This window comes from Enterococcus infantis, assembly GCF_049166715.1.
Taxonomy (GTDB): domain Bacteria; phylum Bacillota; class Bacilli; order Lactobacillales; family Enterococcaceae; genus Enterococcus_C; species Enterococcus_C leclercqii.
The window spans coordinates 1-26,430 of sequence record NZ_JBMHFB010000011.1; the positions used below are offsets into that span (position 1 = coordinate 1).

The 26,430-nt window shown below is 41.0% G+C and carries 18 protein-coding genes; 14 read left to right on the plus strand and 4 right to left on the minus strand.

Annotated elements, in window-relative coordinates:
- Nucleotides 1-286: 286 nt before the first annotated feature.
- A complete protein-coding gene (locus tag ACOMA8_RS12605) occupies nucleotides 287-1,309 on the minus strand; it encodes an LLM class flavin-dependent oxidoreductase (protein WP_421371194.1) in 1,023 nt (340 codons plus the stop codon).
- Nucleotides 1,310-1,627: 318 nt separating this feature from the next.
- On the opposite strand from ACOMA8_RS12605, the gene ACOMA8_RS12610 reads away from it, so the two are divergent.
- The 10 genes from ACOMA8_RS12610 to ACOMA8_RS12655 all read left to right on the plus strand — a co-directional run bounded on the left by ACOMA8_RS12610 (nucleotide 1,628) and on the right by ACOMA8_RS12655 (nucleotide 16,458).
- Nucleotides 1,628-2,920: a substrate-binding domain-containing protein gene (locus ACOMA8_RS12610; RefSeq protein WP_161898742.1), complete on the plus strand. Its 1,293-nt coding sequence runs from the start codon at nucleotides 1,628-1,630 to the stop codon at nucleotides 2,918-2,920.
- A gap of 259 nt (nucleotides 2,921-3,179) precedes the next feature.
- Entirely contained in the window at nucleotides 3,180-4,688 is a 1,509-nt protein-coding gene (locus ACOMA8_RS12615) for a sugar ABC transporter ATP-binding protein (RefSeq protein WP_161898741.1), read from the plus strand.
- Between the two features lie 19 nt (nucleotides 4,689-4,707).
- On the plus strand, nucleotides 4,708-6,363 hold the full coding sequence (locus ACOMA8_RS12620) for an ABC transporter permease subunit (protein ID WP_161898740.1): 1,656 nt from the start codon (nucleotides 4,708-4,710) through the stop codon (nucleotides 6,361-6,363).
- A gap of 189 nt (nucleotides 6,364-6,552) precedes the next feature.
- Nucleotides 6,553-8,169 carry a response regulator transcription factor gene (locus ACOMA8_RS12625; protein ID WP_161898739.1) on the plus strand — a complete coding sequence of 539 codons (1,617 nt, stop codon included), beginning with the start codon at nucleotides 6,553-6,555 and terminating at the stop codon, nucleotides 8,167-8,169.
- Between the two features lie 16 nt (nucleotides 8,170-8,185).
- Complete coding sequence (locus ACOMA8_RS12630) at nucleotides 8,186-10,015, plus strand: histidine kinase (RefSeq protein ID WP_421371198.1); 1,830 nt, start codon at nucleotides 8,186-8,188, stop codon at nucleotides 10,013-10,015.
- Complete coding sequence (locus ACOMA8_RS12635; RefSeq protein ID WP_421371200.1) at nucleotides 10,002-10,958, plus strand: sugar ABC transporter substrate-binding protein; 957 nt, start codon at nucleotides 10,002-10,004, stop codon at nucleotides 10,956-10,958. Before ACOMA8_RS12630 ends, ACOMA8_RS12635 begins: the two co-directional genes overlap by 14 nt.
- Before the next feature lie 737 nt (nucleotides 10,959-11,695).
- Nucleotides 11,696-12,613, plus strand: a complete 918-nt coding sequence (locus tag ACOMA8_RS12640) for a galactose ABC transporter substrate-binding protein (protein ID WP_421371202.1) — start codon at nucleotides 11,696-11,698, stop codon at nucleotides 12,611-12,613.
- Between the two features lie 282 nt (nucleotides 12,614-12,895).
- A complete protein-coding gene (locus ACOMA8_RS12645; protein WP_421371204.1) occupies nucleotides 12,896-14,170 on the plus strand; it encodes a hypothetical protein in 1,275 nt (424 codons plus the stop codon).
- Nucleotides 14,171-14,365: 195 nt separating this feature from the next.
- Complete coding sequence (locus ACOMA8_RS12650) at nucleotides 14,366-15,679, plus strand: putative DNA modification/repair radical SAM protein (protein WP_421371206.1); 1,314 nt, start codon at nucleotides 14,366-14,368, stop codon at nucleotides 15,677-15,679.
- Nucleotides 15,676-16,458: a TIGR03915 family putative DNA repair protein gene (locus tag ACOMA8_RS12655; protein ID WP_421371208.1), complete on the plus strand. Its 783-nt coding sequence runs from the start codon at nucleotides 15,676-15,678 to the stop codon at nucleotides 16,456-16,458. The genes ACOMA8_RS12650 and ACOMA8_RS12655 overlap by 4 nt, the downstream gene beginning before the upstream one ends.
- 132 nt (nucleotides 16,459-16,590) lie before the next feature.
- Here ACOMA8_RS12655 and ACOMA8_RS12660 read toward each other — a convergent pair whose 3' ends face one another.
- Nucleotides 16,591-17,073 (minus strand): DUF3955 domain-containing protein, encoded by a 483-nt coding sequence (locus ACOMA8_RS12660; protein WP_421371211.1) that lies wholly within the window; start codon nucleotides 17,071-17,073, stop codon nucleotides 16,591-16,593.
- A 438-nt stretch (nucleotides 17,074-17,511) separates the two neighbouring features.
- Between ACOMA8_RS12660 and ACOMA8_RS12665 the strand changes: the two genes are divergently transcribed.
- Nucleotides 17,512-18,552: a helix-turn-helix transcriptional regulator gene (locus ACOMA8_RS12665; protein WP_421371213.1), complete on the plus strand. Its 1,041-nt coding sequence runs from the start codon at nucleotides 17,512-17,514 to the stop codon at nucleotides 18,550-18,552.
- A 219-nt stretch (nucleotides 18,553-18,771) separates the two neighbouring features.
- On the opposite strand, the gene ACOMA8_RS12670 is transcribed toward ACOMA8_RS12665, so the two are convergent.
- Both ACOMA8_RS12670 and ACOMA8_RS12675 read right to left on the minus strand, forming a co-directional pair.
- The gene (locus ACOMA8_RS12670; RefSeq protein ID WP_421371215.1) at nucleotides 18,772-19,329 is read right to left on the minus strand and encodes an ECF transporter S component; all 558 of its coding nucleotides are present in this window, start codon (nucleotides 19,327-19,329) and stop codon (nucleotides 18,772-18,774) included.
- Between the two features lie 161 nt (nucleotides 19,330-19,490).
- Nucleotides 19,491-20,150 carry a helix-turn-helix transcriptional regulator gene (locus ACOMA8_RS12675; protein ID WP_421371217.1) on the minus strand — a complete coding sequence of 220 codons (660 nt, stop codon included), beginning with the start codon at nucleotides 20,148-20,150 and terminating at the stop codon, nucleotides 19,491-19,493.
- Between the two features lie 780 nt (nucleotides 20,151-20,930).
- Here ACOMA8_RS12675 and ACOMA8_RS12680 point away from each other — a divergent pair.
- From ACOMA8_RS12680 to ACOMA8_RS12690, 3 genes are all read left to right on the plus strand, one after another.
- Nucleotides 20,931-22,121 carry an IS256-like element ISLgar5 family transposase gene (locus ACOMA8_RS12680; RefSeq protein WP_113845101.1) on the plus strand — a complete coding sequence of 397 codons (1,191 nt, stop codon included), beginning with the start codon at nucleotides 20,931-20,933 and terminating at the stop codon, nucleotides 22,119-22,121.
- Nucleotides 22,122-22,254: 133 nt separating this feature from the next.
- A complete protein-coding gene (locus ACOMA8_RS12685; RefSeq protein ID WP_000470931.1) occupies nucleotides 22,255-24,444 on the plus strand; it encodes an ATP-dependent nuclease in 2,190 nt (729 codons plus the stop codon).
- Complete coding sequence (locus tag ACOMA8_RS12690) at nucleotides 24,441-26,234, plus strand: ATP-dependent helicase (RefSeq protein ID WP_000181735.1); 1,794 nt, start codon at nucleotides 24,441-24,443, stop codon at nucleotides 26,232-26,234. The genes ACOMA8_RS12685 and ACOMA8_RS12690 overlap by 4 nt, the downstream gene beginning before the upstream one ends.
- Nucleotides 26,235-26,430: the final 196 nt, after the last annotated feature.

Consider the following 26,430-nt stretch of genomic DNA (forward strand, 5'->3'; position numbering starts at 1 on the left):
CATCCAAGGACTGATTTTTGTTTAAGAAAGAGCGAAAAATAAAAAAGCGCTCAGGCAAGAATTTTTTCCTGCCTGAGCTCATTCACTCATTCAATTTGAACTCACCAACACTATTTGACGAAGAGCCCTTTTTTTTCGTACTTTTTACACCAAAAATGCCGGCAGAAAGCGGCTCACAGAATCAAAAGCTTGACGCTGTGAGTGCACGACTGTCGGCATTTTTATTAATTTGAAGCTTTCATTGCTTTTGCTGTTTCGGGGAAGTTCTCCGAATACGGAGTTGTAATCAGCGCCAGCCTAAACCGGGAGCTACGTCTTTGATAAAGGTTTCCATCAGATGCACGTTATAATCTACTCCCAATGTGTTAGGAATCGTGATTAAAACCGTGTCGGCTTCTTTCAATGCTTCATCTTGTGCCAATTCTTTAACCAATTGATCCGGTTCACCGGCAAAGGTACGACCGAAAATCGTCGGATTGCGGTGATAAGCCAAGAAACCTACTTGGTCGTATTTGGAATCGTCATCGCCGCCAAACAAACGACGGTCAAAATCAGTGGTGATGGGTTGAATCGAACGAGTAACCAGTGTCCGGGGTTCGAAGTCGTGACCGGCTTCTTTCCAAGCCTGTTTGAAGGCTCGCAATTGTTTTGCTTGTTGGATGTGGAAAGGTTCATTGGATTCGTTATTCACCAAGGTTGAGGATTGCAAGTTCATGCCGTGTTTAGCTGCCCAGATGGCAGTTTCTTGTGAACCGGCACCCCACCAGATTCGTTGTTTTAGACCTTCTGAATAAGGTTCGATGCGTAGTTTACCAGGAGCTTGTGGGAACATCGGCATCGGATTTGGTTCAGCAAAGCGCTTGCCTTGCAAAAGTTCCATGAATTCCAGCGTCCGTTCTCGGGTAACTTCTTTGATTTCTTCTTCGCTGTAGTCATAGCCGAAATACTTCCAGCCATCTAACACTTGTTCCGGTGACCCACGGCCCACGCCCAATTGCACGCGTCCTTGAGTGATTATATCCGTCAAACCGGCATTTTCTGCCATCATATAAGGATTTTCATAGCGCATGTCGATTAAGCCGGTACCGATTTCAATCTTGCTCGTTTTGGCACCGATAGCTGCCATCAGTGGAAATGGTGATCCAATCTGAGGGGCAAAGTGATGCACCCGGAACCAAGCGCCGTCAATCCCCAACTTTTCAGCTTCAACCGCCAAGTCAATGGATTGCAGATACGCTTCTTCGGCAGTTTTGACTAATGAGCTCTGATCCATCCAATGACCAAAACTCAAAAAACCGATATTTTTCATTGTCGATTTCCTCCTTCTTTATTGGAAAATCACTTACTTTTGATAAGTTACTGCGATTTTACTATGGATCTGAGAAAAAAGCGAATATTTGTGCCGCAAAAAAAATGCAGGGTAATGAACAAAATAAAATTTTACACAAAGGTGGTGAGAATGAGGAATTTATCAGGGGTTCAAAGCGTTTTTTTGATGAAAAATATGATAGACCATAAAAATTTCAATCATTAGCGAAAAAAATTCTATGTTTAACTATTTCCGCAATCGCTATACTGACAATAAATAAAGCGCATACAATGTGCTGAAAGAGAGGAAAAAATGAATATGAAAAAGAGAAATGCGTTTGCTGCTTTGGCTTTAGCTTTGGGGTTGACGGTCAGTCTAACAGCCTGCAGTTCCGGTTCTGAAGGTGGGACGGATGCTTCAAAAGGTGGTGGCGATGCAGCCGCTTCAAAAGTTGCCAACAAGGACAAGCCACTGGTTTGGTTCAACCGCCAGCCTTCCAACTCCTCTACTGGTGAACTGGATATGACTGCTCTTAATTTTAATAAAGATACTTACTATGTCGGATTTGATGCTTCCCAGGGGGCAGAAGTACAAGGAACAATGATCAAAGACTATATCGAAAAAAATATCGATAAGATCGATCGCAACGGTGATGGGGTCATCGGTTATGTATTAGCTATCGGTGACGTAGGTCATAACGACTCTATCGCTCGTACCAGAGGGGTGCGTAAAGCATTGGGCACAGGTGTAGATCAAGGTGGCAGTGTGAATAGCGAACCGATTGGGACGAATGTGGATGGCAAATCCAAAGTTGTACAAGATGGTACTTTAGAAGTTAACGGGAAATCCTATAAGATCCGCGAACTGGCTTCACAGGAAATGAAAAATAACTCTGGTGCTACTTGGGATGCAGCGACTGCCGGTAATGCTATCGGGACTTGGGCATCATCTTTTGCTGAGCAGATTGATGTGATCGCTTCCAACAATGATGGGATGGGGATGTCCATCTTCAACTCTTGGTCTAAAGACAACAAAGTACCGACATTTGGCTACGATGCTAACAGTGATGCTGTGGCAGCCATTGGAGAAGGTTATGGTGGAACTATCAGCCAACACGCAGACGTTCAAGCTTACTTGACACTGCGGGTATTGCGTAATGCTTTGGACGGTGTCGATATTGATACCGGTATCGGTACCAAAGACGAAGCGGGCAATGTGTTGAGTTCAGATGTGTACACTTACAATGCCGATCAACGTTCATACTACGCGTTGAATGTCGCTGTTACTGCTGACAACTACAAAGATTTCACCGATTCTACTAAAGTTTACGAACCAGTTTCTCATCAATTGGACAAAACCAAATCGCCTGAAAAGAAAGTTTGGTTGAATATCTACAACTCTTCCGACAATTTCTTAGGTTCTACCTACCAACCCCTGTTGGAAGCTTATGATGATCTGCTGAACTTAAAAGTGGAATATATCGCTGGTGACGGTCAAACAGAATCTAATATCACCAACCGTTTGGGCAACCCAAGTGAGTACGATGCTTTTGCAATCAACATGGTTAAAACAGATAACGGCGCTTCTTACACCTCTATTCTTAACCAATAAGATCAATAAGGGGATTCGGGGTTGCGACAAAAAAGCTGTTGCAGCCCCAATTTTAAGGAAACATCTGGTAACAGCTGATTAGAAAAGTCAAAGAGCTAGCCATTTAGCCGCAGTCTCACCTGATTTGGTGGGCTAGATGCATCAGTCGAATATAGCTACCGACCACCAAACTTACGCCGCCTGTATCGCCATAAAGAATGGCCAGCGACAGAAGTCCAATAGTCGGATTATCTCAAAGTTCTTTACAGGAGTAGACATCATGACAGAAAACAAAGATGATATCGTATTATCGATACGAGGAATGAGCAAGTCTTTTGGCCGCAACCGCGTGTTAGATCGCATCAATCTAGATGTAAAGCGGGGAACGGTTATGGGGCTGATGGGAGAAAACGGTGCCGGTAAGTCGACGATGATGAAGTGCCTCTTTGGTACATATCAAAAAGACGAAGGAACCGTCTTCTTGGAAAATAAAGAAGTCAATTTTACAGGACCTAAGGATGCGCTGGAAAATGGGATTGCAATGGTCCACCAAGAATTGAACCAAGCCCTAGAACGCAATGTAGTCGACAATTTGTTCTTGGGACGCTACCCCCTTAATTCGTTAGGGATGGTGGATGAAAAACGAATGCGTAAAGAAGCCTCCGAGTTGTTTCGGAAGCTGGGAATTACCGTCAACTTGACGCAACCAATGCGTACTATGTCGGTTTCTCAGCGCCAGATGTGCGAAATTGCTAAGGCGATTTCTTACAATTCAAAAGTTATCGTGTTAGATGAACCTACCTCTTCGTTGACCGTGCAAGAAGTGGAAAAATTGTTCGATATGATGCGGATGTTGCGAGAAAAAGGCATCTCCATCGTCTACATCTCCCACAAGATGGACGAAATTTTTGAAATTTGCGACGAAGTATCCATTTTGCGAGACGGGAAATTAGTTGCGACCAAAGCGACCAACGATACCAATATGAATGAATTAATTGCAGCCATGGTGGGACGTTCCTTGGAAAATCGGTTTCCACCGGTAGATAATACACCGGGAACGAGTATTTTGTCTGTGAGACACCTTTCCACTAAATTTGCACCGCAACTTCAGGATGTGACCTTCGATGTCGGCCGTGGTGAAATTTTCGGCTTGTACGGATTAGTTGGTGCGGGTCGGACAGAACTATTAGAGACGATTTTTGGTATTCGAACCCGAGCGGCTGGGCGGGTCTATTTCAACGAAAAACTGATGAACTTCAACAGTCCGAAAGAAGCGATGGAACACGGATTTGCTTTGATTACAGAAGAGCGTAAAGCCAACGGAATTTTTGAAAAAGGGAATTTGGTCTTCAATACGACAATTGCAAATCTGCCGCAATACAAAGCCGGAGTGGCATTGTCCAACCAGAAGATGGAAAAAGCGACGGTCAATGAAATTAAAGTCATGCGGACCAAAGCGATGGGTCCTCACGATGCTATCGCCAGCTTGTCAGGGGGAAACCAGCAAAAGGTGATTTTCGGAAAATGGCTGGAGCGTAATCCGCAAGTTTTCATGATGGATGAACCAACGCGGGGGATCGACGTAGGGGCGAAATATGAGATCTATGAATTGATCATTAATATGGCCAAACAAGGAAAGACGATTATTGTGGTCTCTTCGGAAATGCCGGAAATTTTGGGGATTACCAACCGTATTGGCGTGATGTCAAACGGCCGACTCTCCGGTATCGTCAATACCACCGATACCAATCAAGAAGAATTGTTACGCCTCAGCGCGAAATACTTATAATTTAAGGAGATATCAGAGTATGGCAACGGAAAAAGGAAAACTGCTGACAGCCGAAGCGGAGCTAAAACTACGTCAACCTATCGATGACTATGTTGGTGGCTTACAAAATCAGATCAACGCCCTGCGATTAGAGGGGACCGACCGCGTAATTTCATTATTGAGCCTGATTGAGACGACTAAACGAGACCGCAGCTTGACAAAAGAGGAAAAGAGTCAACAAATCGCCGACTACAAGCAACAGTTGGAGACAGCAAAAAAAGTTGAAGAACAGAATAAACCCCAAGTAGCTGCTCTAATCAGCCAAGCAGAGAATTATTTGAATGAACACTTTGATAAAGAATATTTTTTGCCAGTCAAAGAGAGTGCTCAACAGGAACGAGTCATTGCGAAAAAAAATTACCAAGATCGGATTCGTTCATTAAATGCTGAACGAGAAGCAGCACTTGCCAAACTATCCGATCATCAAGAAATCAAAGAAGAAAAATATGTCTTTAAAAACCGTCTCTTTGACATCAAGATGGATTACCAAGCTGAAAAACAGCGAGTTAAAGATCGGGAACATGAAGCATTTATCCATAAGTATCATCTGTTAGACCTCTTACGAATGTCAAAATTCAGCATCAAAGAAACCATCGAACAACGTTGGGAAAACTATCGCTATACCTTCAACCGACGGGATTTCTTGCTGCGTAATGGTTTGTATTTTGCCATCATTATTGTCTTCATTATCTTGGCAATCATCACGCCGATTGTCAAAGGGACACCTTTATTGACCTATAATAATATCTTGAATATCCTACAACAGGCGTCACCGCAAATGTTTCTGGCGCTGGGGGTTGCCGGCTTGATTCTACTGACGGGGACCGACTTGTCCATCGGGCGGATGGTAGGGATGGGGATGACTGCTTCGACTATCATCATGCACCAAGGAATCAATACCGGGGGTGTTTTCGGTCATATCTTCGACTTCAGTAAAATGTCTTTGGGTGCTCGTGTGGTTTTGGCATTAGTGGTGACTATTATCTTATCGACAATTTTTACGACGATTGCCGGGTTCTTTACCGCGAAGTTTTTGATGCATCCTTTCATCTCGACCATGGCCAATACGCTGATTATCTTTGGACTGGTGACGTATGCCACTAAAGGGGTTTCTTTTGGGGCAATTGATCCAGCAATTCCCAATATGATTATTCCAAAATTGAACGGATTTCCTTCCATCATTTTGTGGGCAGTAGCTGCTATCGTGATCGTCTGGTTTATCTGGAATAAAACCACTTTTGGTAAAAACTTGTATGCTGTCGGGGGGAATCCTGAAGCTGCAGCCGTTTCAGGGATTTCAGTGTTTGCTGTAACCATCGGCGCCTTTGTTTTGGCAGGCATCCTGTATGGTTTCGGTTCTTGGTTAGAATGTGCCCGCATGGTAGGTTCTGGCTCTGCAGCTTATGGGCAAGGTTGGGAAATGAATGCTATCGCAGCCTGTGTGGTAGGGGGCGTTTCTTTCACTGGTGGGATTGGTAAAATCTCCGGTGTTGTTGTCGGTGTCACGATTTTCACGGCGCTGACTTATGCATTGACTATCTTAGGGATTGATACGAACTTGCAGTTCGTCTTCTCTGGGGTCATTATCCTTGTAGCTGTTACCTTGGACTGCTTGAAATATGTTCAAAAGAAATAGCCGTTGGAACTGAACGGTTCAAAAAGGGGACTATGGCGCATACCATGGTCCTTTTTTGTTAGTGTGGTCAAAGAAAAGGCAGATGACCTCTTCCTATTTTTTATAAAAGGGTCCATAATGGAAGCGCTTCTTAAAATAGTTGCAAAAAAATGTGCAACGATAAACTAAAAAAAGTGGGAAGGTGACAAAATGAGTAACTACACATTACTTTTAGTGGATGATGAAGAGGATGTCTTACGAGTCATCACCAAAAAAGTTGCATGGGAAGCACTGGGTTTTCGCGTAATCGGTACTGCCAATAATGGGGTTCAAGCTTTGGACATCGTGGAAAAAGAACAGCCGGATGTAATCATGACAGATATCAAAATGCCCTATATGAATGGCTTGGAACTATTTCAACAGGTTAAGGCGGACTATCCAGCGACCAAATTGCTGATCTTTTCGGGATTTGATGAATTCGAATATGTGAAAGAAGCACTGCGTCTGGAAGTGGGGGATTACATATTGAAACCCGCTAGCTCAGTAGAATTGACAGAGGCCTTCACGCAGCTAAAAATAAAATTGGATAAAGAAGCTGCCGAGAGTCGTAATATCGAGACATTACAGCAATACTATCAGGAATCATTGCCGCTGATGCAGGTGAACTTTTATGCCACTCTTTTGGAAGGTCGCGTCAAAGAAGCCGACCTCCCGCGCTTTTTGACTAGCTATCAAATTCCCTTGAAGGGGCCTTTATACTGCTGCTTGGTTTTGCATACGTCATTGAGCCGACTGACTACCGAAATGAATCCGCTTTTGCTGACAGCGGCTGTGCAAAAGCAAGCCACCGATTTTTTTGACGACAAGTGGCAAGGCGTCTATTTTTCTTATTTGGGAGAAACTGTGATGCTGGCCCAACTGGCTGATGAAAAAGCCATTCCAGAGTTGACCGACGAGTGCGACCGCTTTTGTCGCTATGTACTGCGTAAACTCAATGCAGTAGTGACCATTGGAATGGGACAAGTGTGTACGACGATTTTGGATTTGGGAAATTCATACAGCAGTGGTCGCATGGCGGTGTCCTATCGTTCAATTTACGGCGCCTCTCGTGTGTTGAATATCAATGAGGTGGCTCCCCAGGAAATGCAAAATGTTACCCTCTCCAATGAAGGCGAATTGGGGGAATTGTTGAAAAAGATCCATGTTGGCCCAAAAGCAGCAGTGGAGCAGGCAGCGAGTGTTTACTTGGAGCATTTGAATGAAACCACTATGAGTTTTTCTCAACACACGGTGGTCATCTCAGAACTCATCGGGGCCTTGTACCGCTTCTCGGTAAATAATAACTTGACTGCTGAAGCACTGACAGACAACATCAAAGAGCTCTACACAAGATTGCCGGAAATGGAACCGGTATCATTGCGAAACTGGTTGCTAGAGACGACGGGAATGCTGTATGAACAGCTGAAAACAGCCCGCAGCCATACGACGAAATCACTGGTATTAAAAGCACAAGAATATGTCCGTAGCCACTATAACGATGAGACGCTATCTTTAGATGATATCTGTCACTTTCTCGGTGTTTCCAACTCTTATTTTTCATCGATGTTTAAAAAGGAGACGGGGACGACTTTTATCGGCTATCTGACGGACTATCGTTTAGACCACGCTTCACGCATGCTTTTAGAAACAGCTGAAAAAAGCTACATTATCGGACAAAAAGTCGGATACACAGATCCCAATTATTTCAGTTATGTATTCAAACGACGCTTTGGATTGTCACCACTAAACTATCGGACGGGGAATGTTGAACGTGTGGGAAAAGTATAAGAAAAAGTTCTCTGACATGGGATTACAGTCAATCTTGATGCTCGTCTTTTCCGCCTTGACGATTTTGATTACGTTGATCACTGGTTGGCTTTTGTACACGCGCTTTTCTCGGCTGGCACAGGAAAAGGAAGTCGAGGCTTCCCAGGAATTGATGCGCCAAACTCGGGATTCCATCGAAAGTTATCTAATGCAGATGCGCCAAATTTCTGACATGGTCTACTATGATGTAATCAAAGAAAATGACTTTGCCACTCAAGATCAAATCATCCATAACGGTATGAATCTACTCTACGAAAGCAGTAAAGATAATCTGGCTAGTGTGGCTATTTACAACAACTACGGTAGCTTGATTGCCGCTGAACCAGTCGCTCTTCAAAAAGAAGACCCTAATATTACCAATCAGGAATGGTTTCAACAAGCACTTTCGAAGATGGAGAACATTCATTTTTCCACTCCCCACATCCAGAATCTCTTTGATAATGGTAGCATGCACTATGATTGGGTGATCTCATTAAGTCGCGCTGTGGAACTCAACAACAATGGCGATAGTCAACTAGGTGTGCTGTTGGTGGATATGAATTACTATCGTGTTTCACATATGATGGAGCAGATCAATCTACCGAAGAATTTGAAATATTATTATTTATGTGATGCAAACGGAAAAATTATCTACCATCCGAAACAGATTCAGATTGAAAAAGGGCTGCTGCGTGAAGATACAGCAGCCGCTGCTGAATATAAAGAAGGCAGTTACGACAATTCTTTTCAAGGAATCAAACGTACGGTATTGGTCAATGATATCAGTTATACCGGTTGGAAATTGGTGGGGGTCATTCCAAAAGAAACTTTTCTGCAAGATCGTTTTCGGGTGGGCTTAGTTTTGGCCTTTTATGTGGTCTTGATGGCAATGGTTCTTTTACTGGTGAATCGGTTGATTGCCCTGAGAGTATCCAGTCCACTGCGAAAATTGAATGACTCGGTAGTAGGATATGAAGCTGGAGAAAACTCGACAATTTATATCGGTGGCTCCTCGGAAATCCGTCACTTGGGACATTCGATTCAAATGTCATATGAACAAAACGAATTATTGATGAAGGAAGTGATTTCGGAGCATAATGAGCGACGGAAAAGTGAATTGGATGCCCTGCAAAGCCAGATTAATCCGCATTTTTTATACAATACACTAGAATCTATCACCTGGATGATTGAAGGAGAACGCAACGACAAGGCAGTCTTCATGGTAACGCAATTGGCGAAGCTGTTCAGAATTAGCCTTTCAAAAGGGCGAACGGTGATTAGTGTGGCTGATGAGCTGCAGCATGCCAGAAGCTATCTAAATATCCAGATGGAGCGCTACCAAGAAAGTGTCTCAGTGAGTTTCGATATTGATCCAGAAGTCGAAAACCAAGCAATTGTTAAGCTGGTTTTGCAGCCGATTTTGGAAAATAGTTTGAACTACGCGCTGACAGGTCTTGATGAAGGTGGTGAGATTCGGATCGTTGGTCGTCTGGTAGAAAATGAGATTCGACTTTCGGTAATAGACAATGGAGTAGGTATGACCAAAGAGCAGGTGGCCTCGTTGTTGACTGATGATGAAAAGGTTGCCAAGATGGGCTCCGGTGTTGGGTTAGTAAACGTTAACAGACGTCTGCAACTATTTTTCGGTAAGAGCTATGGATTACGAGTACAAAGCCAACTGGATGAAGGCACGACTGTCACCATTGTGATCCCTGCGGTAGCGTATACCGAAGAAAATCGCAAACGGCTAGAGCAAGGTTTCCGTTTCAATGATGATGTATTGAAAGCTGAAGAAAAAGGGCAGGTGGAACCAGATGAAGAACCATAAAATCTTTATTTTGCTGGAATTAGTGTTAGGGGGGATGGCTGTTGTCTTAGCGCTTCTGATGCTGACGGCAGATCCTGATGCCAGTGTGGGGAAAGTTGCGGTTATCTTGCCTGATTCTGATAGTAGTCGGTGGGCTTCTCTGCGCTACGGCTTAAAAATGGCTGCTGCTGATTACAATGTAGAAGTAGTCGTTACAGATACTGGTGAGACCATGACTGCTGCAAAGCAAAAAAAGTTCATTGATCAGGAAGTAGCCAATGGCGCAGACGCAGTTATTGTTGGTCCGGCAGTAGGAGAAGAGGAAACGGCAATGCTTGCCAAGATTGAGCAAGAACTTCCAGTGGTGATGATTGGCAGCGCTCCTACATCTAATAAAAGCTCTGTGACTAGTGTCGCTCCTGATAATTTAGTGATGGGCCAGGCGCTGGCAGAAGAGCTGTTACAAGACTATGCTGGTGATCTTGAGGGTAAAACTTTAGGAATCATCTGCGAAGAGACAGATGATTCCAAAGAAGAAGGATTTGAAACGGCGTTGGCGGACAAAGGTGTAGTGATAAAATGGCGCTGCAAAATCAGTGATGAAATGAAAAAAGATGGGGTTCCAGAAGCATTGGCACCAGTAGATTTGGTGGCAGCGTTGGACGATAAAAGCGTGGCTGCTTATGCAGAAAGTCACAAAAACAGTAATCTGAAAAATGCTGTAGCTTATGGTATCGCGCACTCCACGGAAGCTGTCTATTATCTGGATACCGGTTTAGTAAAAGCGCTGATAGTTCCTGATATTTTCAGTATGGGCTATCTGAGTGTCGGTAAGGCAACACAGCTGTTACAATTTCATTTGGGAAAAATCGACAGTAAAACCGTAGCCTATCAAGTCTTGCGTGGAGAAAACCTATTCACTGAGGACAATCAGAAGCTGCTGTTTACTATGAATCAAAATTGAGAAAGGAGCCCTAACTGTGAGAGTCAAAAGGACAGTATGGCTGATATTCAGCCTTTTGGCAGTTTTCTCATTAGCTGCATGTGCCAGCTCACCAACTCCGAACACCCCCAAAATTTATTGACTGCCGTAACTTTTCCGGAAGCAACAAGTAACGATATTTGTATTTCGGTAGAGACAGGCGACGAGTAAGTCTGTCGGGAAACTGGCAGATAGTGATAAGTAATTTCTTATCCAACAAAGAAACTGAATTGCTGGAAAGCCGTAAAGCTCAGCTGGCCACAACGTAAGGATAGCCAAACCTAAGCGTGACGGCGGTGAAAACAGAAAAAACAGCTGAGATGACATAAGGTTAAAACCTACTTGTCAAAAACAATCGGTGATCAGCAGCGAAGCTCAGAAATGAGAACGTTCAACGACTATTCCTCTTGAGGGAAGTACACGGAAAAGCCCGTGGAAGTGGTTTCGCCTAACCCAAAGTAATTTGGTATGGAGAAGAGATAGTCTGTGCTTGTATGAAAGTACAAGAAGTTCATCAGAGAACTGCATGTGGGGTAGCGTCTGCATGTGAACGACACCTTCAGTAGCTGGCTGGGGCATAATTATGGTTTTACTGGTGCTTGTGAATCAATTAGAGAATAACAAGTTCGGTAAACTGTGAGTGACAGCTTGACTGTAATTTGCGGTTTATCACGAGCATCGGGGCCAAGAATTGTGTGGAGCCGTTTCAGAAGGTCTAGGTGGGGGTCACACGATACGACAAAAGTGATCGGTTTATGAATGAGCTAACGGATAGTATGGAAGAAAAGTTAAAGGAGTTGGGTAAAGAAAAAGAAGTTGAGACAGTGATGACCATTCGAGATGCTTCGGATTCTCAGCGACAACAAAACGAGCAGGTTAAGGAATTGCTGGGTGCTGGCTGTAATGTTCTGCTGGTAAACCTGGTGGATCGGACCAACACTTCTTCTATTATCGAACAGGCTAAAGAACGTGACGTACCGGTGATTTTTTTCAATCGTGAGCCGGTAGCTGAGGATTTAAAGCAATGGAATAAATTGTATTATGTGGGAGCGGATGCCCAAGAGTCTGGTAAGATGCAAGGTGAGTTGGCTGCTGCGGCAATCGCTGAAAATCCTAAAATTGATCGCAATCAAGATGGCAAAATCCAGTATGTAATTTTAGAAGGAGAACCCGGACATCAAGATGCCATTATTCGAACCGAAGAGAGTGTCAATACCTTGAAAAATGCCGGTATCAAATTGGAGAAACTGGGGTATGGCATCGCCAATTGGAACCGGGCTCAGGCAGAAAATCGAATGATGCAGCTCATTGGCCAATATCAAAATGATATCGAGCTGGTCCTCTCCAACAATGATGAAATGGCCCTTGGCGGATTAGATGCTTATGCTAAACTCAATCGCACCGAATCTAGCATTCCGGTGTTTTTCGGAATTGATGGGACTAAAATAGGCTTGCAGGCAGTAAAAGATGGCTTACTAGCCGGTACCGTCTACAATGATAAGGATGGTCAAGCTACGGCAATGGCTGAACTAGCAGCTGATTTGGCGTTAGGAAAAAAGAGCCGACTCACAGCAGCCGGACCCCAGATTTACCTGCCCTATAAAAAAATTACCAAAGAAAATGTGGCTGATTTTTAAATTTTAAAACTAGTCCGACTGTGCTACTAGACAATGCCAAATGGTAGGGGGTTCAGGGGGCTGAAGTTGCCAGAATTATTTCATCCAATTAGGAGGTAGTCATATTGTGACTATCTCTTTTTTTATAATCAGAATAGACCTGTGGAGTTTGATAGGCGGCAGGTTTCCAAAAAATTTGCTGTTCGTTGGCAAGTTATTATTGTTTACATAAGGTCATCCAAACGACTAGTCGCCTTTCGCTGATGTGCAGGTATAAATGATTATCGGAAAAGAGGAGATTGGATGTTTGAAGCGGCAAGTAAGACGCAAGACACTCTGTCATTGGCAGAATGGATCATAAAGGGCAGTTGGAGTCAGATGAATGACTACAATCCTTTTATGACATTGGTAAAGGGCGCTGATGGTGACACAAAGCCGTTTATCACAGCTGCCTGTGAGTCTTACAAACGTGCAGTTGAGACTGGTATTGAACCTGAGGGAGGATTCTCTTGGGAAGCACCCGGAGATAACTTGAAATCATTACCGAGTTATGCCAAGCAAAGTGCTTCTTATAAATTCGGCATTCCGGCGTTGTACAGTGGTTCGCTTGAGCAGTCTTCAGTGATTCTCGTGCTGCTTAATCCAGGCGGAACTTACAATGATATGGATTTGACAATCTGGTCGGCGATAAAGCAAGACGGTGGAGATCTGGTGCCTCCTAAAACGGTGGCAGAGTTTCTGGAAATCTATGATGAAAATGGCAAGTTTCGTGATCCAAATGAAAATTGGTCAATTGATTTAGCGCGATTGAAAGCGTATGTGTGGGATGATCAACGGAACAAGCTATATCAAGAGCTGGCTGATGAAACCAATCGCTATGATGAAGTTCCCTTGTTGACCCGTATGAAAACGGACGGAATCGCGGATTTGAAATCAGCAAAGCAGGAATACTATTATTTTGACAAATACTTCCGAGGATTATTTACACCTATTGGGACCCAAGATCACTTTTTTGACGTGGCAGTTGACAGGTTAGCAGATATTGCAAATAAGTCGGAGGCTGAAGGCAAAGAATTCAAAGAGAAAATCCGCGAGTTGAAAATCGCAACGCTGGATTTATTTCCTTACCGCAGTAAGACCATCACTCTTCCTAAAAAGGAGATTGCTTCAGTCTGTAAGCAAGCCTCCAGTCGCTTTGTAATTTCTGTCATCTTGAAACGGATCTATGAGTATGAACACCGAAGTGAAACTGCAGACCTTGTTCCACCGAGATTTATCATCCGCTCCTATAAGGACAGAAAAGGAAATCCAGGCATCTGGGAATCAGCCATCCAGGAATTTTTGCAGCAAGAAGAAAATCAGAAAATCGATCTTTCCATGGCAACCATTGCAAAATACGTGCTGACGTTTTCTTCTTTTCAAAATGTCGTGATGACTGAAAAGAATCTTCGGCAAGTGACTCCGCAAGAAAAGGGAGCTCAAGTCGCGGCAATCGAAACAGCCGAGTACGAACAATTAATCAAAGTTTCCGGAATTGACGCCCTCTTTAGTAAAGAAGCGGTGGCAATGAAAGGCTGAGAATCTTGGCGGGTGGCTGTCAGTGGCCACAAACGGAGGGCTTGTCACTAATAAAACTGTCATAAGACTATGCTGCAATCGCGGCATGGTCTTTTTTGGCAGGCAAAATATATGTGGTGGCCGCCTGTTTTTGACGAATTGGCGTATTTTTGCTACAATCAATTTGCGAACGTATGTTCTGTTGGAGGTGGAAAGATGGAATTATCAAAGAAGATTGAGATCCTGGCTGAATCAGCCAAATATGATGTTTCCTGTTCCAGCAGTGGGGTGACTGAAAACAATCGCCAAGGAACAGTCGGTAGTACGGCGGCGGCCGGTATCTGTCATTCCTTTACTCCGGATGGGCGATGTGTCTCTTTGCTGAAGCTGCTGTTGACCAATGCGTGTATCTTTGACTGTCACTATTGTATCAATCGCAAGTCCAATCACATTCCGCGGGCAGCCTTTACGCCAAGAGAAGTTGCCGATTTGACAATGGATTTTTATATGCGCAATTACATTGAAGGCCTGTTTTTGAGTTCTGCTATTATCCAAAATGTGGACTATACTTGCGAACTGCTGATTGAGACATTGCGGATTCTTCGTCATGAAAAGGGCTTTCGAGGCTATATTCACGTCAAGGCTATCCCGGGAGCAGATGAGCGGCTGATCCAGGAGCTGGGCTTTTTGGCGGACCGGATGAGTGTGAATGTGGAATTGCCTTCACGGGAAAGCTTACAATTACTGGCGCCGGACAAAGATCCTTTAGCGCTGTACAAGCCGATGAAACAAATCGCAACAGTCAAACAGCAGCAACGGTTGCTACCAGCGCTCCGCAAAAGTCCGACCTTTGTGCCAGCCGGTCAGTCTACTCAGATGATTATCGGAGCAACTCCGGAAACTGATCGGGCCATCGTAAAAATTGCCGCGAATCTTTACGGGAAATATGATTTGAAACGGGTCTATTATTCTGCCTATATTCCGGTGAACAATGACTCACTGCTACCGGCGGTGACGACCGATCCGCCATTATTGCGGGAACACCGGTTGTACCAAGCAGACTGGCTGATGCGTTTTTACAAATTTTCTGCCGATGAAATCCTGACAGAAGAGAAGCCTAACTTCAATTTATACCTAGACCCTAAGGCAAACTGGGCGGTGCAACATTATGAGCAGTTCCCTGTTGATGTGCAAACTGCCTCCTATGAGCGGCTATTGCGCATCCCTGGAATCGGGCCGAAAAGTGCCAAAAATATCATTAAGGCCAGAAAATACTACCAGTTACAATTATCCGACTTAAAACGTTTGGGTGTGGTGGTCAAACGTGCCCAGTATTTTGTTTCCTGCAATCAGCAACAGCTGGCAGGGTTGATCCGCGACCCCGAGTGGATTATCGCGTCTTTAGTCTCCTCCAAGCAATACAATACCTTGAAAAACTTGAATACCCAGACGACAAGTGAACAGTTGAGCCTGTTTGATGTGGAAAAACTGGCACATCATCAGATGAGTGGAAAGGCGGGAAGCTCATGATTCAATTGCAAGAGCAGGATGTCTTGTGGGAATACGACGGCAGTTTCTGGGGGATGATGACTGTCGTGGACCGCGCTTTTTCCCAAAAAATTCTGCCAGCAGAAATTCTAAATCCTGCTACAACTGCTATCAGTCTATTTCCCAGTGAATGGCTGGCCACTGATGAAAGCCGTGGAAAGCAAATCTGGCGACGCCTACAGCAGAAATTGACCCCGGATAATCAGGCTTTTATCCGAGATGGCTTCAACAGCACGTTGTTGGATAAAGAAAGAGCGCTGTTAACAGCAATCGCCATTGCATTGGAGAGTCGGGACTCGTTAACCAATTTTATCGGCCACCCCCAAGTGCTGGCACTGCAAAAAGCGATCCAGTCGCTTTTAGGAGAAGTACATCTGCTGACCGGCTTTGTTCGTTTTGAATATGTCGGGGCTATCCTTTTCAGTAAAATCGCGCCGAAACATCAGTCACTCCCGTATCTTTGTCCACATTTTGCAGAGCGCTATCCCAATGAACAACTGCTTATCTATGACGAAACCCATCGATTGTTGGCAGTCATCGATCACGGGGCGACTTCATTTATTGAGGATCTCGATTGTCCTTTATCACCAGAAGACGCCAATGAAGTACAGGTCCAAGAACATTGGCAGACCTTTTTAGCAGCCGTGACCATCAAGGAACGCAGCAACCCCACTCTCCAGCGCAGTCACCTGCCACTGCGTTTTCGAGGAAATATGGTGGATTTTGGGCGGGGAAAACAGCAAGCCCCACCGCTTGAATGAAAAAAGGACGAAGCTTAGCGCACAAACCCAACCATCGTTGTGTAGGTACTCTGAGCTTCGCCTTTTTTTGTGAAGCGACTAGCAATGAAATGCTTTATCAAAGAAGAATGAGGTAGAGAAGTCCCCGCGATATTACGATTTTTTTCTAAAAAGTGTTACTACATAAGATACACCAGTGGCAGAGATGGTGATGATTCCTGCAAGTAAAAAGAGCATACCAATAGGCAGCAGATAAAAATTTTCGTGCAGAAAACCGGCAGCATCAATATATTCCACCGAGTGCCCTTTAATAAATAAGAGAGCTAGTCCCAACAGTAGTAAAAAAGCACCAATGGCAGTCGTAATCAGGTTAAGCTTGGCCCTTCTTGTAGTACTCCCGTCTTTGATCAGTTTTTCTGTTAAATTATTATTCACATGAGTTCCTCCTAAAATCAATTCATCAAGTGAAAGGTGAAAAACGTCTGCAATTAGAATCAACATTTCTAGGTCAGGAAGATTTCGATCATTCTCCCAGTTTGAAACGGCTTGTCGGGTGACATTCAGGCGAGTACCGAACTGTTCTTGTGTTAAGTTATTTTTAATACGTAGTGTTTTTATTTGTTCTCCAAATTCCATCATCCTTCTCCTTTCCCAGATGTTTGTTTACCTTAGCTGAAGATTCGGCGGTTTCCAAGCAAGCATTGCTTGCCAGCTGTCAAATCAAGGGAAAGAGCTGCTTGCGACATGCAGAAGCTCCGTTGATTTCAGGTTTTGCCAGCCTTATCTCCACAGAATAAACAAGTCAAACTAACTGATTTTTTGTAGGAATCGTTGTCATTATATCAAGAAAGTCCAAATTGGAACCAAATTGGTGACTAGTATCTTCTAAAGCAAAGAATTCATCTGGTGCGGATGCAAGGGATGTTTAAATAATTGTAGAAAGCATGAATAGAAACTATATATTGGAAGTAGAAAAACCACATTAGCCAGCATTTCCTTGAAACAAGAGGTCGTGTCTTTTCTAGATTTTTTCCTTATAATGGGAGTAACAATAAGCGATAGAGAAGGTGCAAAATGAACGGGCAGCAAAGACTATTGATGATTTTTATCCGACTGCTGAGTGGTCGAAAAATCACCAAGCGAGAGTTAATGGAAGAGTTCGGCAAAAAGGAGTCCACAATTCAAAGGGATATCGCAATTATCGAGGATGTTCTTTCTGAGGATATCGCAGGAAAAACCATTCGGGAGACTGTGTCAATCCAGCGAGACGGAAAAGGAAATTATCAATTAAAGGATCAAGGCGAATTTTTTGATTTAGAAAGGCTGACTGACGAAGAGCTGTTGATTTTATTGAAAATCCTCTATGGCAGCCGGGTATTCAATCGTCACGAATTAGATAGCCTGCGAGGCAAACTGATGTCCATGGCTCACCAGCCGGAAACCTTACAGCGTTTCTTGCTGAATGAAGAGTTTCATTACAAAGGGGTGGCACAACCCGATTTATTGGATCGCGTCCAGTTGATTTGTGAGGCAATTCAGGAAAATCGCATGGTGGAATTCACCTATTCTAAAAATGGCGCTACCGAAACCCTCAGACGGACTCCGGAGGCTCTTTATTTCTCGGATATGTATTTATACATGATTTCAGACAATCATCGTGGCAAAGACAACGCCACCTTGTCCGATATGAACAAGTTCCGAATCAACAATATGGAGGATCTGAAGAAACTTTCAAGTTCGGCCCAGCACAAAGAATATACCGAACGTTATGAAGGTGGACTGCTCAGAAATCAAACTGGCAGATTTTCATATTTTGGACGTCCTATCACCATGAGAGTGGAATTCTATTTTGATCCGGTGTATGTCCTGGATCGCTTCCCCGACTCCAAAATCATCAGTCAGAAAGGCAATGTGTACACATTGGAAATGCAGGTGAACGACGGCTATGGTACCAAGATGTGGCTGTTGACCCAAGGAGATATGATCAAGGTGCTTTCGCCAGCATCCATGAAGGAATACACCATCAATGAAATGATCGGTGCTCTGGAGTTATATGGGTATGAGGTCTACAAAGACGGTAAACAAGAACATGTAAGAGATTTGGATAGTGATTGAAAAGTGTGTTTGACACAATCCCGTCAGATTCAAAAAGATAGTGCAATCACAATGACCGCAGCTACATAAAGATAAAAAAACTCTTAGCAGTAGTGTAGTGACCCCCAAAGTTAGACTTTTGGAGAGCGGTACCTGGCAGCTAAGAGTTTTTTTATGATTATCACGCGAAGACAGCGAAATATGTAAGCACTTTGTTGATACCAAAAGCCTGCAGCTGTCTCAAAAATGGCGGTTGAAATATCCCTTAAAAACAGGACGTTTCATCATCCAAGCAACCAACAAGCAGGACAGTGTTTTATCTACAATACTATCTGTCACTGCGCCCCAATAAGCTGCTGTAATCATCTTTAGTCCAGAGGCTTTCAAACTAAGAATCAGAAAATCCGTAATTGAATTGGAGAATCCACCAAACATAATTAAGCGAATCGGAGCGCTGACCAGTGAACCAAGTAACGCCAGCAATAGGCCAGTGAGAAAAGCACGCTTGTAGCCAAAGCCTTTTTGTGCCATAAGATTTGTGATGATTGCAATCGTGATGCTAACAAAGATAAATGGCAAAAATAACGGCCCGCTCACGACACTGATCACCAGGCTCGTGACAATAGCGGTCAAAACACCATAATACATTTTGAAATTCGCTGCTATAAAAATCGTGCCCACAACATCCAAGAATAAAAAAGGAATTCGCACGTAAGCAATAAACGTCCCAAAAACAATATTAAAACAAACCGCTAATGCACAAATAGCAAAAGTTTTCGTTGCTGAAAGTTCCTTCATAAGCAGCCTCCTATAGAATAGTTAAAAAGTCAGTCGAATAGACGGCTGACTCAGCGGGTATAAAATGGAAAAATTGGTGGTGCGCTTGCCGGCTATGTTTTGTAGCTGAGAGAAATCTCGTAATACTACATATTGTAGCATCTTTATTATATCTATGCTTCCTAGTCGACGCGCCATATCTCATTTTGTTCAAAGTCAGCAAATGTTTTATCAGGTGCGCCAAATTCACCATCAACTATCACTATATTTTTCAAGCTATTTAGCTCAGCATCACTATGTTCCGAAAGGTCAATTTCCACCTTTTCTGCATGTGATTTATTAGTTGTTTCAAAATTAGCTAGTAATGAAATATATAAAACACTATTCTCAATGAACTCTGTATATCCATGATACTTGAGACCTTGAGGAACATCGAAGGATAAGTCAATGTGCTCGGCATTGGTCAATTTTTCTGGAATACTCGTCGCGGTTACAATCGTCGGGGACAGATACGTGATCCTTTGATTCTTATACTTTTGACCTGCCCAAAAGGAAATGGGGAGACAGATAATCAATACTAGTGCGACAATCCACTTTAGCTTTCTACCCTTCTTGATATTTTTACTCAAATCTTTTGTCATGGTATGGTCCTCCCTTAATAAAGTATCAAGAGAAATTTCAAAAAGATCACTTAGCCGAACAAGGGATTCTAAGTCAGGATAGGTACGACCCACCTCCCAACTTAAAATCGTCGAGCGAGACACTTGTAGTTGAGAAGCCACATAATCCTGTGTCCATTTTCTTTGTACCCTTGCCTCTTTCAGCTTAATTCCGATCTTCATGAAAATCCCTCCTGCACTTTATTATCACTAGACACGCATTGAAATCCTAGCGCTGAAATTAAGAATCCCCCATATACCGCGCGACAAATCTACACAAATGCTTTTTTCTTTCGTTTATTACCATGTCTGTTCATTTATACTGGAATCATTCAAATAGGTGGTGCCCCACTTTCTAATCTATCGTATCTGACTTGAATTGAACAGAATAATTCTGAATTCATCATAAGCTCAGCAGTCCGTCTTCCTAAACTTATGATGAATTCATATGCTAAAAAACCCGTCAGATTTCACTGACGGGTTTTTGGCGGGGAACCTAGTTAAAACAGGTCCTTTTTATCTATTCTAAGGAAACTAAAAAGCTATGAAATCAACATTTCGCAACCGAGGGAGGTTACTACATTATTCCCACTCTGTTTTCAACGTAAAGTGTATAAAACAGAATGCGATACTATCAAGGGAGTTAAAACAATATACAGAACAGTAAAACACTATAAATAAAAATAAAAGTGCAATAAAAGTGCAATTTTTGCACCTAATCATACTCTGTTTATATATGAAAACTAGATTCTGAATCCAATATTTGGTTAACGAGAGGCGTTCGAATTTGAACGTCTTTTATATATTACTTTCAAATAAATATGAGGTAGAATACTATCTATTTTCTTTTTAACCCAATTGTTATAATGGAGAGTGTAAAATATTTTGTGTAAATAGAAAAAAGGAAGTCCCTTCTGTAGAATAGAGTTACCACAACACATTCACAGAAGAGAGGACTTCCCTATGAACGATTTTACTACAGAAATTCTAAAGACTCTAGCGAACAAAGGCGATTTGAATGAATTATTCCGTGTCCATTTGGAGAAAGCAGTCAATACGCTTCTCAAAACGGAGTTAACGGCTTTCCTAGATTACGAAAAGTATGATCGCATTGGTTTTAACACGGGTAATTCTCGTAACGGCTCCTATGACCGTACGGTCAAGACCGAGTATGGGGAACTTCATCTCCAGATTCCGCGCGACCGCAATGGTGAGTTCAAGCAACAGACTGTTCCTGCTTATAGACGGACGAATGACACGTTAGAGGAGACCGTCATTCACCTCTTCCGAAAAGGTATTACCATGTCGGAAATCGCAGACTTGATTGAGAAAATGTATGGGCATTACTACACGCCCCAAACCATGTCCAATATAACAAAATCATTTACAGAAGAGGTAACGGCGTTTAATGGGCGGGAGCTTCATGACCGTTATGCTGCTATTTATATGGACGCAACGTATATTCCGTTAAAGCGGAAAACCGTCGCCAAGGAAGCTATTCATATCGCAGTTGGCATTCGCCCGGACGGATCAAAGGAAGTATTGAGCTATGCGATTGCACCGACTGAATCCATCACGATTTGGGAGGAAATTTTATTGGACCTTCAAGAGCGCGGTTTGAAAAATGTCCTCCTGTTCATCACGGATGGCTTAAAGGGGATGGTAGGAGCGATTAGTCGGTTCTATCCCAAAGCTCGTTTTCAACATTGCTGTGTGCACGTTTCCCGTAATATCAGTCACAAAGTGCGTGTCGATGATCGTAAGGAAGTCTGTGATGATTTTAAAATGGTGTATCAAGCCTCATCTAAAGAGGTGGCGTTGGAAGCACGTGGTGCTTTTGCGGAAAAATGGAAAATCAGCTATCCAAAAATGGTGGAATCAATTCTTTCGAACGATTACCTGCTCACTTTCTATGATTTCCCCTTGGCCATACGCAAGAGTATTTATTCTACGAACTTGATTGAATCCTTTAATAAACAAATCAAGAAATACAGCCACCGCAAGGAACAGTTCCAAAATGAAGAGTCGATGGAACGTTTCTTAGTCTCGTCTTTTGATACTTACAACCAAAAATTCCTAGGTCGCAGTCATAAAGGTTTCCAACAGGCCGAAGGCGAGCTCGAACAAATGCTAAGCCAACTGATTGAGAATTAGAAACAATCTGCAGTAGGGAAGAATCATTTACACAAAATTATTGACGCTCCCTTATAATGAGAACTTTTACTAACATAATTTATGATAAACTTACTATATAATCATATTAATTAAATAGTTAGGAGATCTGCTTATGTTTATATCTACTCTTCAAATTCGAAATTTTAGAAATTATGAATCCGAAATCTTTCGATTCGATAATGAGACAAATACTATTATAGGTGAGAATGATTCAGGGAAAACCAATGCTCTTACTGCATTGAGAATCTTATTAGATGATAGTTATTACTATAGTAGTAAAACACTAAAAGAATCAGATTTTTTTCATGGAATTCAAAATGGGTGGCAAGGGCATTGGATTATTATCTCTGCGACATTTGAAGGAATCAGCGAAGAAGAATTTGACAATGAGATTTGTGCTTCCATTTCTTTAAATTCTGAAAGTCAAACAATCTTAGAAGAATTAATTTCAAATGCAGATAAAGGTGTAGGTAGTATTTCTCTATTTATTAGACCTAACAAAGCTATTAGAAAGCAATTATTTGATATTTCCACTGAATTAGACTCTCATCAATTTAACGAATTTAGAAATTCTATTCGTCTATCCGACTATGAATTTTACTACACATCTAAATCAAATCTAAATTTCTGTATCAATGAAAATTATGATAAATTGGTAGGAAGACTCAATGACAATATAGCTAGTAATCCTGAAGAAGACGATGAAGCTCTGTTGGGCTCAAGAATTGACATGTCAGATATTTTCAAGCATATTTCGGTTGTTTATGTTGACGCTCTTCGAGATGTTCTTAGAGAAATGAAAAACAATCGAAACCCAGTCAAAAGAATCATGGAAACAATTGAATCAAAAATATCATCAGATAATGTTGAGTCATTAAAAACAATTATACAGCAATTAAATGAGACTATTACCAGTGTTCCTGAAATTAGGAAAATTGGCGAAAATATTAATCGGCAACTAAATAGCATAATTGGTTCAGTGTATTCTCCTAATCTTCTTCTTTCCTCAACTATGTCAGATGATATGGGTTCTTTAGCAAAATTTCTTTCAATGAAGCCAGAACAAAATATCGACTTAGACTTACTAGGGTTAGGACATCTAAATATGATTTATTTAGCTTTGAAAATAGTCGAATTTGAAGCGTGTCGTTCAAGAGAACTACTTAATATTATGTTGATTGAAGAACCAGAAGCTCATATTCATCATCATATTCAAAAAACTCTGTTCGAAGGATTAAATCTTCAAAAAAACTATACTCAGATTCTCATGACCACACATTCTGTACATTTAGCTGAAGTGTCTGAAATATCTCGGATGAATGTATTAAAATCGTTTAATGGCAAATCTATCGTTATGAATCCAGCAAATAATCTGAACTCATTTGCTAAAGAAAAGTTAAAAAAGAACAATCTAAATCTAATAAACGCAGTAGAGAGATATTTAGATGTTAAAAGAAATGGATTGCTTTTTTCTAAAGGTGTTATCTTAGTTGAAGGAGATGCTGAAGAAATACTTATTCCTCAAATAGTAAAAAAATTATTTGGTATAAACTTAGACGAACTTGGAATAGGTTTGATTAATGTTGGTAGTACTTCGTTTGAATATATCGCTAGCTTGTTTGACGATGATAGAATACAGAGAAAGTGTGCTATTGTAACTGATTTAGATGAACAGGCAATCCCATCAGAACATCGATTGTATAAAAGCACTGCACAAGAGAAAGGTCAAGCAAGAAAAGAAAAATTATCCTCCCTTTTTAATGAAAACAATTGGGTTAATTGTTTTTATGCTAATACAACATTTGAAATTGAGTTTTTAGATGTGAATAAAGAAAATATTCTAACTTATGTCAGTCCAATTATAGATGACGCATTCAAAGATAAAAAAACAATAACTGCTTATAAAGAAGAAATACAAAGTGAACAATATTTAGAAAGAAATTTAGCGATGTTAAAACTAGCCAATCATGTTGGTAAGGGGTGGTTTGCAATTGAGTTAGGTGAAAAAATTGACTTTTTAATCAAAATTCCTAAGTATATTCTTAATGCTATTGCTTTTGCATGTCAGGAAATAGTAGATCTCTCAATTTATAAAAAAATTCTACTCCATACAATCGACTTGTACGAGGAAACTACAGAATTGTCAGCTTTATCAGCTAGTTTAAAAACAAGTGATACAGCTGATTTGAATATAGCAATAATTTCTTTATTAGAGTACTTTGGTAAAGATGAGGATGTTGTGTATCTAATCAATCAGATAGAAAATTACACAAAAATACTTTATGCTGAGGTTTCAAAATGACAAATATCTTCGAAAAAATCGTAAATGATTTAAATTTAGAACAAAAAGATGTTGTGGAAAGTGAAGATAACCTTTATGTAAATGCATGTCCTGGGAGTGGGAAAACAAGGGTACTTACAAGGAAAATTGCTTACCAAGCAATTAAACACGATGGATCACTAAAAAGAATAATTGCTATCACATACACTAATAGAGCTGCTGAAGAAATTAAGGAACGCCTAAGTTTACTTAGTATAGATGATGATATTAATATTTGGGTGGGGACAATACATCAGTTTTGTCTTGAATTTATTATTTATCCTTTTAAAATGAATCTCTCAAGAGTATCAAAAGGATTTACAATTATTGATGATTATACTCAAAGAGCTTACGTCAGCCAAATTAATAATATGCTGAATTTAAATCTCAAAACGTATGAACTGAACAAAATTGATTTGTCACTTTCTCATGATTTTAAAATTAATGAAGTTCAGTATACTCAAGTTTCTGAAATGTATCACACTATGTTGGAAAAAAATAAAGAAATTGATTTTGATATGATTTTACTAGTAGCGTATAAAATTTTAACTGTAAACAGTAACGTTGCACGTAATATTGCTAGTAATATAAGGGCGATTTATGTGGATGAATTTCAAGATACTAGAGAATTACAATACAATGTAATAGCTAAATTACTTCAAAACAACCCTCAAATTCAGTCAATGTTTGTTGGAGATATTGACCAAGCAATTTATGGATCATTAGATGGTATAGCTAAATCAGTTGAAGAACTAGAAATGCTAACTAGTCACACTTTTCAATCAAAGACGCTACATGGCTGTTACAGGTCTAATCAGAGATTAGTAGACTTCTACTCTAATTTTCAGAGTTGTCCTTACGAGATTGAAAGCAGAGGGAATAATAAAAACGACCGTGGTTTTATAAGTTATGATTGCAAAGTTACTAAGGAGGATTTACCCAACATAATAAAAAATATAATAAAGGAAAAGATTGAAAGCGGCATTCATGAAAAAGATATTTGTGTACTTGCTCCTCAACACTATCCTCTGTTTTCACTGGGTGAGTATTTAAAGAAAGAATTACCGTATTGCAATTTTGATGCTATAAATATATCACCAATTAAGGTAAATAATCATAGTTTATTTTTCAAGTTAGCAATTTTGTACTTTACTGAATCAGGTGAAAAGGTTCGAAGAAGAAAGCTAATTGCAAACGATATTTTAATTATATTAAAAAATGAATTTGGAATAGAAGTTAAAGATTATTTTATTGACTTAGATTTATTACAGCTAATAAACAGTGTGAAAAGAATGTATAGTGGAGACGACAACGGTGTTGATTTATACAAATTTGTTACCAAACATATATTTGTTAATCTTAATATTGACGAGAAAAATTACCCGTCTATTTTTAAGCACTATCTATTTTTTATTAACGAAGTAGAAGATCGGATAAAAAATAATTCATTATCTAGTAGTGTATCTAGTTTTAAGAAGATGTTTAAATCTCGAGATGGTATCACACTTACTACAGCACATAAAGTTAAAGGAAATGAGTATGATACTGTTATCGCTATTAATCTTCTAAACGGGAAAATTCCTCATTGGAATGAAATTTTTAATGTTTCTGATAAAGGAATTAGTTCAGCGAGAAAACTACTATACGTAATTTGTTCAAGAGCAAAAAATAATTTATTTCTTTTCTCAGAGGTGGGTTATTTTACGAGTAAAGGAGACTTGCTTTATCCCACTCAATTATTAGATAAAATAGAATTTGATTATAATATTTAAAATACCTAGGTAGTCGTTGTTTTAAATATAGTAGGAATCGGACGCTCAGTACGGAGCGTCTATTTTTTTACCCAATTTTGAAAGGAAGTGAACTTATGAAAATAAAAAATCAAGAATCAAAAGGTCGCTCTCCCCCCTTTAAAACCATCACACAAATAAGATTCATTCAAACATAAAAACAGAAAGGATAGGTAAA

Excerpts from the sequence above, each read along its gene's own strand:
- ACOMA8_RS12655 (WP_421371208.1), top strand. The coding sequence starts at position 15,676 with ATGATTCAATTGCAAGAGCAGGATGTCTTGTGGGAATACGACGGCAGT.
- ACOMA8_RS12665 (WP_421371213.1), top strand. The coding sequence starts at position 17,512 with ATGAACGGGCAGCAAAGACTATTGATGATTTTTATCCGACTGCTGAGT.
- ACOMA8_RS12680 (WP_113845101.1), top strand. The coding sequence starts at position 20,931 with ATGAACGATTTTACTACAGAAATTCTAAAGACTCTAGCGAACAAAGGC.
- ACOMA8_RS12645 (WP_421371204.1), top strand. The coding sequence starts at position 12,896 with ATGTTTGAAGCGGCAAGTAAGACGCAAGACACTCTGTCATTGGCAGAA.
- ACOMA8_RS12675 (WP_421371217.1), bottom strand. The coding sequence starts at position 20,150 with ATGAAGATCGGAATTAAGCTGAAAGAGGCAAGGGTACAAAGAAAATGG.
- ACOMA8_RS12620 (WP_161898740.1), top strand. The coding sequence starts at position 4,708 with ATGGCAACGGAAAAAGGAAAACTGCTGACAGCCGAAGCGGAGCTAAAA.
- ACOMA8_RS12690 (WP_000181735.1), top strand. The coding sequence starts at position 24,441 with ATGACAAATATCTTCGAAAAAATCGTAAATGATTTAAATTTAGAACAA.
- ACOMA8_RS12670 (WP_421371215.1), bottom strand. The coding sequence starts at position 19,329 with ATGAAGGAACTTTCAGCAACGAAAACTTTTGCTATTTGTGCATTAGCG.
- ACOMA8_RS12650 (WP_421371206.1), top strand. The coding sequence starts at position 14,366 with ATGGAATTATCAAAGAAGATTGAGATCCTGGCTGAATCAGCCAAATAT.
- ACOMA8_RS12685 (WP_000470931.1), top strand. The coding sequence starts at position 22,255 with ATGTTTATATCTACTCTTCAAATTCGAAATTTTAGAAATTATGAATCC.
- ACOMA8_RS12615 (WP_161898741.1), top strand. The coding sequence starts at position 3,180 with ATGACAGAAAACAAAGATGATATCGTATTATCGATACGAGGAATGAGC.
- ACOMA8_RS12635 (WP_421371200.1), top strand. The coding sequence starts at position 10,002 with ATGAAGAACCATAAAATCTTTATTTTGCTGGAATTAGTGTTAGGGGGG.
- ACOMA8_RS12625 (WP_161898739.1), top strand. The coding sequence starts at position 6,553 with ATGAGTAACTACACATTACTTTTAGTGGATGATGAAGAGGATGTCTTA.
- ACOMA8_RS12610 (WP_161898742.1), top strand. The coding sequence starts at position 1,628 with ATGAAAAAGAGAAATGCGTTTGCTGCTTTGGCTTTAGCTTTGGGGTTG.
- ACOMA8_RS12605 (WP_421371194.1), bottom strand. The coding sequence starts at position 1,309 with ATGAAAAATATCGGTTTTTTGAGTTTTGGTCATTGGATGGATCAGAGC.
- ACOMA8_RS12630 (WP_421371198.1), top strand. The coding sequence starts at position 8,186 with ATGGGATTACAGTCAATCTTGATGCTCGTCTTTTCCGCCTTGACGATT.
- ACOMA8_RS12660 (WP_421371211.1), bottom strand. The coding sequence starts at position 17,073 with ATGGAATTTGGAGAACAAATAAAAACACTACGTATTAAAAATAACTTA.